Source organism: Lysinibacillus sp. FJAT-14222 (assembly GCF_001278875.1).
GTDB classification, from domain to species: Bacteria; Bacillota; Bacilli; order Bacillales_A; family Planococcaceae; genus Lysinibacillus; species Lysinibacillus agricola.
In genome coordinates this window covers 26,066-39,926 of record NZ_LIYL01000057.1, presented here as the reverse complement: position 1 = coordinate 39,926, position 13,861 = coordinate 26,066, and the positions used below count along the sequence as shown (strand labels likewise).

The following is a 13,861-nucleotide window of genomic DNA, read 5'->3' as shown; positions in this document are numbered from 1 at the left end:
TTTCGCATTTCATATTTTGTAATAAATTGTATTATAATTAATAATAGCTATCATTTATTACTATTTACAGGCATCTCGTCTGTCATTTAAGAAACAAATTCTTCACAAGGAGTGGAATACATGCAATTAATGGATACAGTTACTGAATTTGATAGTCGTATCTCTCCTACGTTTGAGGCACTATCAATTAAAGTTATTTCATATTCTACAGCGGACGGCCCCCATAAGAAGGATTATCCGATTGAATTTGAAATACTCACACGCACAAAGATTGATTTATACACACAAGAAGCGATTACACATATTATAAGTATCCAAGGTTACATTCCTGGCTCCATTTCAATCGGACACCAACATGAGTCACTTTTTATTATTCCCCAAAGTGTACACATTGAATGCAACTATAAACTTCTAAGTATCGACAAAAAAGATATGCAACGAATCTTACAACACGCTCAACCGAATCTTTATTATAGTGAGTGGCTAATCGACGCCATTAAAAATGCAAATATTCTTGTAGAATTAAAAACCAATCAAGATACTTTTACTGAATGGCCGTTCGGTATAAAGTCAGCCGTTATATTGTAACTAAAATGAAACATATTTAAATAGATATGTCTTCTTTTTATTATGCAATCCTTTAATAAGTCTATCCCTTTTTATTGCTTTTCTATCATATCAACTTTCTGTAGATTCTGGAATTCCTATAGTAAATATACTTCTATATCACTAGAAAACTTCATAAATCATCAAACAGGTCTTTGAAAAAGCGCTATAATGATAAGACTTAGCTCCATATAATATTTTCACTATGCCTTTGTATATGTAATTGCAAAGGCGGGCGTATCTTCAAAGAACATATAGGAGAAAATGGCTCTTTTAGAAAATTAACTTAACTTCGGGGGAATTACATATGAATATCAAAAATGCATTACAATCATTTTCAACTATGACACATTCAGTACGCCAAGAATTTATGTTACAAGAGGGCGATTGGCTGTTACAAGAAATGTTAACGCACATTGGCTCACCAGATGCAGAGTTGCGAGACCAATTAATTTATCGTACTTTTATCGATTTACTTAGCGATAATTTATTGAACGCCCAACAGCTACAATATTTATTTGATACAGCAACAGGCGACGATTTTTTATACTTAAACATAGGTGAAGAGATGACAGATAGTGTCTTTACTCGTTCGTTTTCTGCTTTACTCGTAGCAAGTCTGCTTGCAAAAGATGCTGAGCTACTGATTTTAAATGACGATCGTCTACAAATTTTCTTCCAAAAGATTGGCCGTTATTTATTATTGGAAAAGGATACAAGAGGTCACGTTCATGACAAGGGTTGGGCGCATAGCATTGCTCATGGTGCCGATTTAGCAGCAATGACGATTAAACACCCTAAATTTGATTTACAGCATGCCCCTTCGATCTTGCATGCGTTGAAACTTGTTTCTTGGAAAGATACTGTCTTTGTCAACGACGAGGAGGAACGCTTAGTCAATATAATTGAAGCGCTATTAGCTTGTGACTACTCTGAGGAAGCATTAATAGAGTATACAGAGCAGGTATTCGATAAATTTGAAATGCATTTAATGACGCAAGGCTATAACGAGGCATTTTTTAGCGGACGTACATGCACACTAAATTTAATGAAAACATTGTATTTTGCCTTAAAAATGAATAACCTCGCCTCAAAACTTCAAAATACCATCTATGGACAAGTAGCAAAATGGCTAAAGCTTGGTGCTTAAAATTAGTAAAATCCACTTTCTGTCTGCTTAGAACTTCTATTTTCGTCTCTATAACAAAATTTAGCAAACTAGGAATATCCTTAGTTTGCTATTTTTACTTTTCAGGTAAAACATAGATACCCCAATATATGGCAACACGTAATTATATTAACATAATTAATATCACATTCCAAAAATCCCCTTTACGGCCATCCCTTACATTGAGAATTTATCCTGATATATCCTTTTTACTACTTTTCGTATACTCCTTTTTTAAAAAAAACGCAACAAAAATGCATTCAACTCCTCAGCCTAACGGCGACTTTATTACAAAATGACGTCTAAAATGTGAAATGATATTTTTCATAAAAAAAACTATTTACTTCTATTTACTTAGTTAAAGATGATAAACTCAGTATTTTCAACGTTTTAACAGTGTTTATTTTAGAAAACGCAAAAATACCAATATTAAAATAACTTTTTTCGTTCAAAAAATGTTCATATTCAACCCCTGTTTGCTATTAATTCAATAACAAAATAATTTTTTTTCTTTAAAACGGAGCGTATAATCCTATGTGCAAACAACGTCATTTGTGTCGATCAAAGATGACACATTGTCTAAAAATCGATTGCACAGATCAATGACTTTGCAACCGCTTGCACTAGATCAATCAAATACTAGATTCAATGTTTCATATTGAACCATGCCATTGTAAGTATTTCTGATTATTTGATTGATACAACAATTAAAAGAGGTGACCTTATTACCCACTATTTATAATTTCGAATCTATACCCAATAACATGAAATTTATGAATAGCCGTTTTATAGAAAGGAGTCAAACATGAAGAAAAAGTTAAGCTTAATGTTTGTAGTATTTGGTGCGTTAGCAATTCTTGCTGGCTGTGAACCCTTAACAATCTTTGATCCAAAAGGGCCAAATGCCAAAACATTATCAGACACAATTATTTTATCCATTATTACAATGGCCTTTATATTACTAGTCGTGTACGTGCTTTTAGCATTTATGCTAACTAAATACCGTGCTTCAAAAGCATCTGCCGATTATGAGCCTCCTCACGAAGAAGGTAGTCATCTACTTGAAATTACATGGACAGTTATTCCGATTATCATCGTAGCATTCTTAGCTATTGTTACTGTAAGAACAACAAGTACAGTTGAGGCTCAACCAGAAGGTTATGACAATAAAGAGCCACTTATTATTTATGCATCATCCTCTAACTGGAAATGGCACTTTAGCTATCCAGAGCAAGGTATTGAGACTGTGAACTATGTAAATCTACCAATTGACCGTCCAATTGAGTTCAAACTTTATTCATTCGGACCAATTACAAGTTTTTGGATCCCACAATTAGCTGGTCAAAAATATGCGATGAGTGACATGTTAACAACTATTCACCTTGCAGCAGATGAAGTTGGTTCATTCATGGGCCGTAACTCTAACTTTAGTGGTCGTGGATTTGCTGAAATGGAATTTGAAGCGCAATCTATGACACAAGAAGACTTCGACAAATGGGCTTCTGATGTAAAAGCAAACGAAAAACCATTAACTGAAGAAAAATTTGATGAACTACTAGCTGCTGAGCACGTAGGTCGTTCAAGTTATTCATCAACACATTTAGAATTCAGACCTGCTCCAATGGAACACAGTGAACACATGAAAATGGAAGACATGGATCATAGTGATATGGACCATGGAGATCATTCTGATTCACAAGAAAAATCTGAAGAAACACATTCACATTAATTTTCAAACCTGAAAGGAGCGCATCCAATGAGTATGGAAGAATTATTCCATCCTATGCAAGAACCGATGATTTTAGCGGCAGCTATTAGTATCGTAGTTGGAGCAGTGGTTATTGTAGCTGGCCTTACATATTTCAAAAAATGGGGCTATTTCTACAAAAACTGGCTATCAACTGTTGACCATAAAAAAATCGGTATTATGTATATCGCTACAGCACTTTTGATGCTATTCCGCGGCGGTATCGATGCATTGTTAATGCGTGCACAAACGGCAGTTCCTGATAATGGACTTCTTGATGCACAACACTATAATGAGATTTTCACAACACACGGTTTATTAATGATTTTATTCATGGCTATGCCATTCGTAATTGGTTTAATGAACATTGTTATCCCACTGCAAATTGGTGCACGTGACGTTGCCTTCCCACGTCTAAATGCAGTCAGCTTCTGGTTATTTGCAGCTGGTTGCGGGTTACTAAACCTATCATTTATCATTGGTGGTTCACCTGATGCTGGTTGGACAGCATACTTCCCACTATCTGGGATAGAATTTAGTCCATCTGTTGGGAACAACTACTATTCTTTAGCTTTACAATTATCAGGGATTGGTACGTTAATGACTGGTGTTAACTTTATCGCAACAATCATTAAAATGCGTGCACCTGGTATGACATTAATGAAAATGCCAATGTTCACTTGGTCAATTTTAATTACGAACGTTATTATCGTATTTGCATTCCCAGTGTTAACTGTAGCACTTGCATTAATGATGCTTGACCGTCAATTCGGTACACAATTCTTTGCAATGCAAAATGGTGGTATGGATATGCTTTGGGCCAACCTATTCTGGGTTTGGGGACATCCTGAGGTTTATATCGTTATCCTACCTGCTTTCGGTATCTTCTCTGAAATCATTGCGACATTTGCACGTAAAAACTTATACGGCTATAAATCAATGGTTATGAGTATGGTCGTTATTTCGTTACTATCATTCTTAGTATGGGCCCACCACTTCTATACAATGGGTCACGGTGTAATGGTAAACAGCGTATTCTCTATTACAACAATGGCAATCGCTGTTCCGACAGGGGTTAAAATATTTAACTGGTTGCTCACAATGAGACACGGTAAAATTCAATTTACAACTCCTATGCTTTATGCTCTTGGCTTTATTCCTATCTTCACAATTGGTGGGGTTACAGGGGTAATGCTTGCAATGGCAAGTGCTGACTATCAATATCATAATACGATGTTCTTAGTTGCCCACTTCCACTATGTATTAATTCCAGGTACAGTATTCGGTGTACTTGCAGGTTACCACTACTGGTGGCCAAAAATGTTCGGTTTCCGTTTAAATGAAAAACTAGGTAAAACTGCTTTCTGGTTTATCGCAGTATGCTTTAACGTAACATTCTTCCCACTATTCATTTTAGGTTTGGATGGTTACGCTCGTCGTATGTACACTTACTCTGAGTCAACTGGCTACGGTCCATTGAACATGCTATCGTTCATCGGTGGACTTGGTCTTGCTGTCGGCTTTGCGTTAATCGTATATAACATTTACTACAGCTGGAAACATATGCCACGTAATGAAAAAGCAGATGTTTGGGATGGTCGTACGCTAGAATGGGCTACTCATTCTCCAGTACCAGAGTATAACTTTGCAGTAGTTCCAACTGTTACACGTTTAGATGAATACTGGTTCGCGAAAAAAGAAGGTCGCGATATTACAGCCGGTAAAATTGAAAAGATTCACATGCCTAACAACACTGGCACACCATTCTGGATGAGCGGATTCTTCTTCCTTGCAGCATTTTTCGCTGTATTTAATCTATGGGTTCCAGCCATCATTAGTATGATTGGTGTATTCGGCTTTATGATTCATCGTTCATTTGAAAAAGATCATGGTCGATACATTTCAGTTGAAGAAGTTATGGCAACTGAGAAAAGTTTGAGAGGTGATAAATAATATGAAAATCGATTCTTCACTTCCATTAGAATATAGTACAGAGGAAAATCGCCTGAAAATTTTCGGTTTCTGGATTTTCCTTGGCGCCGAGATTGTATTATTTGCTACATTATTTACAGTGTATTTCACACTTCAGACACGTACTGGTAGTGGTCCAACTGGCGCTGAGATTTTCGAATTAACACCAGTTTTATTAGAAACATTTTTACTTTTAGCAAGTAGTTTTACAATCGGTCTTGGTATACATGCTATGCGTTTGGGCAATAAAAAGGCGATGATGACATTCTTCATCATTACACTTATATTTGGTCTTGGCTTCTTAGGTATAGAGATCGATGAATTCGTCACTTATGTAGATGAAGGTGCAACAATTACAACAAGTGCATTCTTATCGGCATTAATGACTTTACTTGGTACGCATGGTGCCCACGTAACATTCGGTTTCTTCTGGGGCGTTGCAATTTTAATCCAAGTAGCAAGTCGTGGTTTAAACCCACAAACGGCTAACAAAGCGTTTATCTTCTCACTGTACTGGCACTTCCTAGACGTTGTTTGGATTTTCATCTTCAGCTTCGTCTACTTGAAAGGACTGATTAGCTGATGAAGGAATTATTCCCAAAACAACATGTGATGGGCTTCGGCTTCTCACTGTTACTAACAATCATTGCCTTAGCTGTTGTTAAATTTGACATGTCATATAATATGGCGTTTGGTATTTTACTAGTGACTGCTCTTGCACAAGCAACTGTACAATTAGTATTATTCATGCACATCGGTGAATCTGAAGACAAGAAAACGTTATATACAACGATTTTATATTCAGTATTCGTAGGTGTTGTTACAATCCTAGGAACATTATTCGCAATGATCTGGGGCTATAACTGATAAAAAAGGCCGAGAAAACGATATCATTTTCTCGGCCTTTTTCTTTTTGTAAAATAACTTTTTCCAAGTGTGTTTATTACCATTTTTATCTATCCCAATTAATTAGAAGGCTCTGATTTCAGCTACTGGCTACAATCAATTAAAATGGGAATATATTAACAAAATAGCAACAAGAAAAACTCCTTTTATCGCTCAATAATAAACCTATTTTTTCCTAATCAACACGCCTGAACTTTTTCTTCAATTAAATGATTATCAACTTGAATAGTTCGATATTAAATACAAAGCAGACTCAGCTCTACAAATGCCAGTCTTTCTAACGCCTCGTACAATGCGTCAACTCTATCCCCTTCTCTACTTATAAAAGCATAACAATCTCTGCTCTGATCTTTAATAGTTTGTATTGGCAATCTATTATTTTGAAAACCCCAGTCTTGTCAGAAAGTATTTACAAAACGCTTTTCATAATCAGTACATAAGCTTTGTTTGCTGCTGCAAAGGATTAGCTATTAGCTGAGCTACTTCTTTGCTACATTACAAAACCATTTGAACACTATAGCAAAAAAACTGATCTACTAGCGATGGCTTATTGCCTTTTATAGCAGCGCCATTGCTATGTTTTACAATAGCTAACAACGAATTTATTGATCGTCATATATTATTCATGGACTACTTTTTCTTGTTACTTAGCGTGAGGGAAGGCTTATAAATAAAGGTATAAATTGGGCATTTATTATTATTTTAAAATTGAATTAGTATTTTTTAATAAATAATGAAACTTTTCCTTTTATAGTAATGTATACTAATAGATATTGTTTTTTTACCAAGAATAGGAGATGAAAGTAATGAACAAATTTTTTAAAGTTTTAAGTGTTGGAGCACTAGCACTAACTCTAGCAGCTTGTAACAGTAGCGCTAGCCCAACGAAAGGTACAACTAAAACAAGTGACCTCTCTTTAGAGCAAGTGTATGACAAAGCCGTGAAACGCCAGGAAGACATTAAAAGTGCGAGTGCAAAAGCGGAAGTGACTCAAGAGGCAAAAATGGGGTCAGGTGACAAAGCAGAGTCATTTACCAGCGATACAAAAATGGACGTGGATGTAGTTACCGACCCACTGGGTATGCACTTCTCAATGACAACAACAGCGCCAGATATGCTTGACGAAGGCGATAAAAATAATGAAGCGTCAGTTGAAATGTACATGAATAAAGATCAAGGTATTTTCGTAAAAGACGAAACTTCCAACCAATGGTTAAAGTTACCAAGCGATGATTTCGATTCGATTTTAAAGGAGACTTCATCAGCAGCAAACGCTAAGGAACAATTAGAACAACTTAAAAAGTTTGTCGGTGATTTTAAATTCGAACAAACAGATGATGCATATGTCTTAACTTTAGACGCAAAGGGCGATAAATTTAAAGAGCTAATCGATTCTGAAATGGAAAAATCGATGAAAGATCTTAACCTTCAAGAAAATCCTCTTGATAATTTAACGATTAATAAAATGGACTACGTACTATACATTGATAAAGAAACTTTTGATACAAATAAAATAGATGTGAACATGGATTTGAAAATAAAAGTGGAAGATGAGGAATTTTCATCAAAAACGAAGACAGTTGTAACATATACTGAATTCAATAACCTAAAAACAATCGATATCCCACAAGAGATTATCGATAACGCAACTACTATTGAACAGTAATCGTATAATACTATGAAAAAGAATCTGCTTGCTTTCACGCACGCAGATTCTTTACCTTTTTTATGACCCTTTTAACGAACAATTAGAACGTCACATTTAGCATGTCGGACGATTCTCTCCGCAACTGAACCTAGTACCATTTTTTCCATCCGATTCAAACCTGTAGCTCCACATACGATTAAGCTAACACCAGGTAATTGAGTTAAAATCCCTTTCGGAGAACCCGTTTCTATTACAGCTTCAACTTCAATTACCCCTGCTTCTAATCCTGTCTTTTTTAGCTTTTCTATTTTAATTATGTTCTCTTTTTTCAATTCCTCAGCGTATTTTAAATCATAGGCTGAAATTGCCCCAAAGGATTTTGTATCGATGACGTTAACTAACTTTAAAGCTGCATCGTGCTGTAGTGCTAATTCAATTGCTTGTTCAAATGCTTTCAATGACTGTTCAGAAAAGTCAATTGCTACTGCAATTTCTTTATAATTTGAAGTCAAAATAGTCCTCTCCCTTTCGATTCAACGTTTTTTTCATTATATCACAATGGAATTCGATACAATTTATCGTCATTTGTCCGAGGGTTTCCCCGTCCATCTGTATTATTACTTATAAAATAAAGAAACTTATCATCTACGAATATATCTCGAATTCTGCCAAGATCTGATACTAATTCCCTTTGTTCATTCGTTTCAACATTAAATTCTAAAACTGCCGCTCCTCTTAATGCTGCAACATACAATTTTCCTTTGTCATAATCTATTCCGGACGGAGCCCAAGTATTATTATTTCCAGATGTAAATAGTGGAGCGACCATCCCTTGTTGTTCCTCGGTACCTTCAATAATTGGCCAACCGTAGTTTTGACCTTTTTCTATTTCATTAATTTCATCATTTGCAGAATTGCCGTGCTCACTCGCGTACATTTTGCCATCTAACGCCCACGCCAATCCTTGTGGGTTACGATGTCCAAAGCTATACACATATGAATTTGGAAAGGGGTTGTCACTTGGAATAGTTCCATCTAAATTTAAGCGTAATATTTTCCCTTCTAGTACAGACAAGTCCTGTGCTAAAGTTGGTTGCGTCGCATCGCCTATTGTTGCATAAAGTTTGCCATCTGGACCTATTTTCAGCCTACCTCCATGATGATAAGAACTACTATTTATACGATCAATTAGCAAACGCTCTTCCTTCCATTTGTTATCCTGTAGCGTTAAAGTGATGATACGATTAAATTGATTAGTATCGTCAACATACGTATAATACGCATATGCTCTTTTAGATTCAAGAAAATCTGGAGCAAGAACAAATCCTAATAACCCAGCCTCTGAAGCAGTAGAAAGTTCTTTACTAAGTTCCACATGTTGTCTTTCCACCTCCCTATCTGTAATCTTTACAATGTTCCCTGGCCTCTCAGTTAAATAAAAGGCATCTCCACTTTTTTGAATAGACCATGGTGTTTGTAGATTGTCTGCAATGACTTCAAGTTTAGGACTAGGTAAATTTGTAGCATTTTCATGATCCTCGGATTGCTTATGCTTAGTTGCAGAGCATCCGAACAGGAGCATTGTTAGCAATATTGGAATGATGGCTTTCTTCAACTTTCTCACCCTTTCTTTTTACTAAAAACACTATTTCACCAGAGACACATTAGTTACGAACATAAACATCAACTGTGAACTCCAAAAGAAAAAGACGTCATTTAGACGCCTCTTCCACTATACTTTCAAACCCTAATATTTCACCTTTTGCCTTTGTTTTTTTCAGCACCTCTAAATACTCTTCTTTTCGATCGATGAGTCGTTCCTGCTGCAATTTTTGGTAGGAATTAAGAAAATCATCACTAGCTGCTTTTTCCATTAACTCACCTCTTAAAGTAGGATTAATTGTCACTATTATAATCTTGGTATTTTTTTCTGACAATTACATTTTTAGTTTTTGATTATAACGTACCAATTGTATTAAGGATAAAAGATATAAATTATTTTGGCTTAACATAAATATTTATCTAAACTACTTCAAATTCCTCATGTATACTAATAAAAAAATGGAAGTACTTTTTTTCGGACTACCTGCTCACCAAAACTCACCCACTTGCTTTTGTCATGAATATAACCATCCTTATCAAGCGGTGCCTGAAATTGACTAGCTCCAGTTGCATCAAGTAATGAACCTTCATCATAATCTAATCCAACATTCGTAACATCCTTGATTACAAATGGCTTTTGGACGCGTATTTGTGCATCATAGAAATCTAATTCCCCTTCTGTCACAATAAGGGTACTCGTAAATAAATCGTTTCTCTGCCTTCTTTCCATAACACCGAATCGAAACTTCCTTTTTTGATATTCCCAGTTTCCTCCGATTGTAAAACCACGACTTTCAATCTTATCACGTAGATAACCAAATCCTATTTCTTTTCCAACCATTTTTTCTATCGTCCTCTTTATACTCGCTAAAATTACAAACTTCAAAAATATAGCTGAAAACCTACAATGTAAATATAGATATACAAACAATGTGTACTTATGGCAACAATGCACTTACACGATAATTATTAACAAACGAGGACCATTAATTTAGGATGTTAGGTAAAAAATATACATGGCATACGCTTTAATAAATGTAATCTCTAACTTTTTGTAATGAGCCATATTAAATTAGACATAACCAATATAAAGGGACTAATAAATAAGTTAGAATCTGTTCGCTCTATACATTTATTTACCTCATTGAAATGCTTTAGCTTCTATAGAATAATGAAGTAAGCCTTCAAAATCCTTCAGTGTCGGATTAAGATTGTTATACGTATATTCATAGTTCATTCCCAGTTTATCTACTATTCGTAAAGATGCCACGTTTTCAGGATGAACAACAGCGATAATTTTAGGTAAACCAATCTCATAAAATGCATAATTCATTAAGGCTTTTGTTGCTTCAGATGTTATTCCTTGCCCTCTATAAGCTTCAGAGATACCATAATATACTTCAATCTCAGTTTCTTTAACATCATCTGGACCAAGGCCACAATAGCCTATTAACGTTTGGCTTTCCTTATCCAAAATGGCTAGATTAAGCTTATATATCTGGGTTGGCGTATTTTTTTGGTTACACCGAATGGACCACTCTATTACTCGCTGAACATCATCACGGCTTGGCACATCCTCTGGGATAAATTGATAAAAATTAGGCTCAGAAACGACTGCATATAACTCATCCAAATCAGTTAAAGCATATGGACGAATTACTAGTCTCTCAGTTTCAATATGTAGATTTAAAAACATAATGATTACTCCTTAACAATTAAATTTTAATAGATTGTCCAGTCTTTCATGTACATATACTACTCCCAATAATTCTTCATTAAATCAGTTGCCCAATGCGGCTGTTTTATTTCACCTTTTGGTAACAACTCTTTCATTACAGGTTTTATATCAATGATTGGTGTTCCATCAATAGCATCAAGGCCTTTAACGATTAATGTTCTATCCTTTAATTCTAGGTACAACCGTTACACCTATTTTATTAGGTCTATTTTTACCTCTTTGTGCAAAAATACCGACTTCTGGATAGTCCTTATTATTTCTTGGATGCCTCGCTTCCTATTGGATCTTTTCATCTGCAACTTTATCAAATTAAAAAATTATTTCTAAATGGGAAAAATCATGAATCCCCTTTAAAGACGATTCATGAATATCTTTTGTCAATTCAATAGTAGAAATGATGCCACCCCAATTGTCGTCTTCAATCATTTTTCGACTATTGCTTACTACAGCTGTTGGTTTAATATTATAGAGCATTTCAAGACCTCTTCTCTTCGTTGATTTCTTCATGCACCATTTCCGTTTAATCCCAGTATACTTCAGCTATCGTCAATGTCAATTTACGGTAATGACCCTACAATTTCAAAGCTCATCACCACAACGTGTGGTTGATTTAACAAATGTCATCCACAGCTTTTGATGATGAGCCAATTTCAAAGGAATCCACCAATTAATTGAAAATCCAATATAATTACCTCTCCTATAGCAAGCGACCCAAAGAATCTCTTAAATGCATTTATTCACTGTTCTTTTTTATTTTATTATTCGTAAAAATAAAATATATGAAAATGTTGCGAGGGTTATGATATGGTATATTATCTACAATGAAATTTTAGAAGGTGGAAAACATGCTAGAAGTAAGTGAAAGTAAGTTATCACAATATATTTTACATTTTATTGACGATACACTCGTGTTAGGTGAGGAATCATTATCACAGCCAGAGGTCATGCTAGAGGCAGCTTTTACACAGCTAGCGTTTAGCAAAATCGATTTGGAGCAGCAATTCGAATTTTTTCATGAAACAGACATCGGGTTAAACGAGGTGTACACATATGTGAGGGCAATATTTGATCAGGAGACTAGTTTCCTTGAACAATCAATCAACATTGCTAAACACTTACATAGTGTATCTCAACATCCTAACATTAAAAGTGGCGAATTGTTTATTGGATTATTTGACAATTGTTTTCTAGCTACAGAAGCTAAAAAAATAATCGCCATCGTTAAAATTGATGAAAAAGAAATGTTTTTAGATGTAAAAAATGACCACAACAAAATGGTCGTCAATGGCATTGATGGAATTAACGTGAAGAAAATTAATAATATGGCCATTATCGTAGATATGGGAACAGATGAGGCACCTGCTGTCTTTATGAAAACGAAAAGGAAAGAAGATATTGTCTACTGGCAAGAACGATTTTTAAAGATTAAAGCAGCTGATGAACATTATTACAAAACGAATTTAGCATTAACTGAATGCAAAAAATATATTTTAAAAGAAGAGAGCTTTACAAATACTGAAAAACTAGGTCTTTTAAATAAAACGCTTGATTACTTTAGAAATGAAGATGAATTTCAAGTAAATAATTATATTGAAACAGTATTTGATAATGCTGAACCAACACAAAAAGATATTATTATAAATTCGGTAAAACCATATGAAACCGTAATTTCTGAGAGTGCACTTGAAAAAGCTGAAAAAAAATATAAACGTAAAATTAAACTCGATTCTAATATTGAGATCCAGGTGAATGTACAGGATATCGACCAAGTGGATGAACTAATTGAAGTAGGATACGATGAATCTACAAATCGAAAATTCTATAAGATTTATTTCCAGGAAGAACTATAATTAAATTTCAAGAGACTTTCCTAGTTATCAGTGGAAGTCTCTTTTTTTAGCCCCTCACCATAACGTGTGGTTGATTTCCGTTCCGACTGGGCGCTTTTGTCGCTGTCGCTTCGTAGGCAATCATAATATACGTATTTATTCTATTATATCCAGAGCTTCAAATAGCTCATTAGCTCTTCTATCACCCGAATATCCCCTATTATTACCTATACATCAAATTTGTTAATGTGTTACAATTTAGTTAAATATTTCATCTAAATAGGGGGAACTTTTTAATATGTCCTATGTAAACGATTTACAGTATTATATTGATAGTGCTTCAATCGGGATTTTATTTGAACTTCTATTGGTGACAACTTGTATTTCAACTATTATTTATTTAGTAACTAAAAACCAATATATTTCGTACTTATCGTCTGCACCAATATTTTATTTTCTTTCATTAAATTTCTACCACAATTCACATTTCATTTTGCTTGTTGTAGCAATGACGGTTCAAGCCTCCGTTATTTTATTAATCCAAAAGAAGAACCTACTAAAGGTAATTACAGTGAAAGACAAAGCTCACGACAGTATTTAAGATGATAAAATAAAGGACTTGTTTTTATGATTTATCAACAAGTC

General features: G+C 34.7%; 14 protein-coding genes and 1 pseudogene. 9 read left to right on the top strand and 6 right to left on the bottom strand.

Annotation, left to right across the window (positions count from 1 at the left end; genetic code table 11):
* Window positions 1–120 precede the first annotated feature (120 nt).
* The 7 genes from AN161_RS23435 to AN161_RS23405 all read left to right on the top strand — a co-directional run bounded on the left by AN161_RS23435 (window position 121) and on the right by AN161_RS23405 (window position 8,065).
* Window positions 121–588, top strand: a complete 468-nt coding sequence (locus tag AN161_RS23435) for a hypothetical protein (RefSeq protein ID WP_053596728.1) — start codon at window positions 121–123, stop codon at window positions 586–588.
* A 325-nt stretch (window positions 589–913) separates the two neighbouring features.
* Window positions 914–1,756, top strand: coding sequence for a DUF2785 domain-containing protein (locus AN161_RS23430; RefSeq protein WP_053596727.1), 843 nt, complete (start codon window positions 914–916; stop codon window positions 1,754–1,756).
* 823 nt (window positions 1,757–2,579) lie between these two features.
* A complete protein-coding gene (gene qoxA, locus AN161_RS23425) occupies window positions 2,580–3,503 on the top strand; it encodes a cytochrome aa3 quinol oxidase subunit II (RefSeq protein ID WP_053596726.1) in 924 nt (307 codons plus the stop codon).
* Between the two features lie 27 nt (window positions 3,504–3,530).
* Window positions 3,531–5,474 carry a cytochrome aa3 quinol oxidase subunit I gene (gene qoxB / locus AN161_RS23420; protein ID WP_053596725.1) on the top strand — a complete coding sequence of 648 codons (1,944 nt, stop codon included), beginning with the start codon at window positions 3,531–3,533 and terminating at the stop codon, window positions 5,472–5,474.
* A gap of 1 nt (window position 5,475) precedes the next feature.
* Window positions 5,476–6,075 carry a cytochrome aa3 quinol oxidase subunit III gene (qoxC, locus tag AN161_RS23415; RefSeq protein WP_053596724.1) on the top strand — a complete coding sequence of 200 codons (600 nt, stop codon included), beginning with the start codon at window positions 5,476–5,478 and terminating at the stop codon, window positions 6,073–6,075.
* On the top strand, window positions 6,075–6,359 hold the full coding sequence (gene qoxD, locus AN161_RS23410; protein WP_053596723.1) for a cytochrome aa3 quinol oxidase subunit IV: 285 nt from the start codon (window positions 6,075–6,077) through the stop codon (window positions 6,357–6,359). The genes qoxC and qoxD overlap by 1 nt, the downstream gene beginning before the upstream one ends.
* Window positions 6,360–7,204: 845 nt before the next feature.
* A complete protein-coding gene (locus AN161_RS23405; RefSeq protein WP_053596722.1) occupies window positions 7,205–8,065 on the top strand; it encodes a DUF6612 family protein in 861 nt (286 codons plus the stop codon).
* A 71-nt stretch (window positions 8,066–8,136) separates the two neighbouring features.
* Here the strand turns inward: AN161_RS23405 and AN161_RS23400 are convergent, their stop codons facing one another.
* From AN161_RS23400 to AN161_RS23380, 6 genes and pseudogenes are all read right to left on the bottom strand, one after another.
* Complete coding sequence (locus AN161_RS23400) at window positions 8,137–8,559, bottom strand: universal stress protein (protein ID WP_053596721.1); 423 nt, start codon at window positions 8,557–8,559, stop codon at window positions 8,137–8,139.
* 41 nt (window positions 8,560–8,600) lie between these two features.
* On the bottom strand, window positions 8,601–9,662 hold the full coding sequence (locus AN161_RS23395) for a sorbosone dehydrogenase family protein (protein ID WP_053596720.1): 1,062 nt from the start codon (window positions 9,660–9,662) through the stop codon (window positions 8,601–8,603).
* Window positions 9,663–9,759: 97 nt separating this feature from the next.
* Window positions 9,760–9,921, bottom strand: coding sequence for a hypothetical protein (locus AN161_RS30250; RefSeq protein ID WP_198926934.1), 162 nt, complete (start codon window positions 9,919–9,921; stop codon window positions 9,760–9,762).
* Between the two features lie 176 nt (window positions 9,922–10,097).
* Window positions 10,098–10,490 (bottom strand): YugN family protein, encoded by a 393-nt coding sequence (locus AN161_RS23390; RefSeq protein WP_075807334.1) that lies wholly within the window; start codon window positions 10,488–10,490, stop codon window positions 10,098–10,100.
* A 300-nt stretch (window positions 10,491–10,790) separates the two neighbouring features.
* Complete coding sequence (locus AN161_RS23385) at window positions 10,791–11,345, bottom strand: GNAT family N-acetyltransferase (RefSeq protein WP_053596719.1); 555 nt, start codon at window positions 11,343–11,345, stop codon at window positions 10,791–10,793.
* 59 nt (window positions 11,346–11,404) lie between these two features.
* Window positions 11,405–11,861: pseudogene (locus AN161_RS23380) on the bottom strand (SAM-dependent methyltransferase).
* A 371-nt stretch (window positions 11,862–12,232) separates the two neighbouring features.
* Between AN161_RS23380 and AN161_RS23375 the strand changes: the two are divergent.
* Together AN161_RS23375 and AN161_RS23370 are read left to right on the top strand one after the other, a co-directional pair.
* Complete coding sequence (locus AN161_RS23375; protein WP_053596718.1) at window positions 12,233–13,237, top strand: nucleoid-associated protein; 1,005 nt, start codon at window positions 12,233–12,235, stop codon at window positions 13,235–13,237.
* A gap of 277 nt (window positions 13,238–13,514) precedes the next feature.
* Window positions 13,515–13,817 (top strand): hypothetical protein, encoded by a 303-nt coding sequence (locus tag AN161_RS23370; RefSeq protein ID WP_053596717.1) that lies wholly within the window; start codon window positions 13,515–13,517, stop codon window positions 13,815–13,817.
* Window positions 13,818–13,861: the final 44 nt, after the last annotated feature.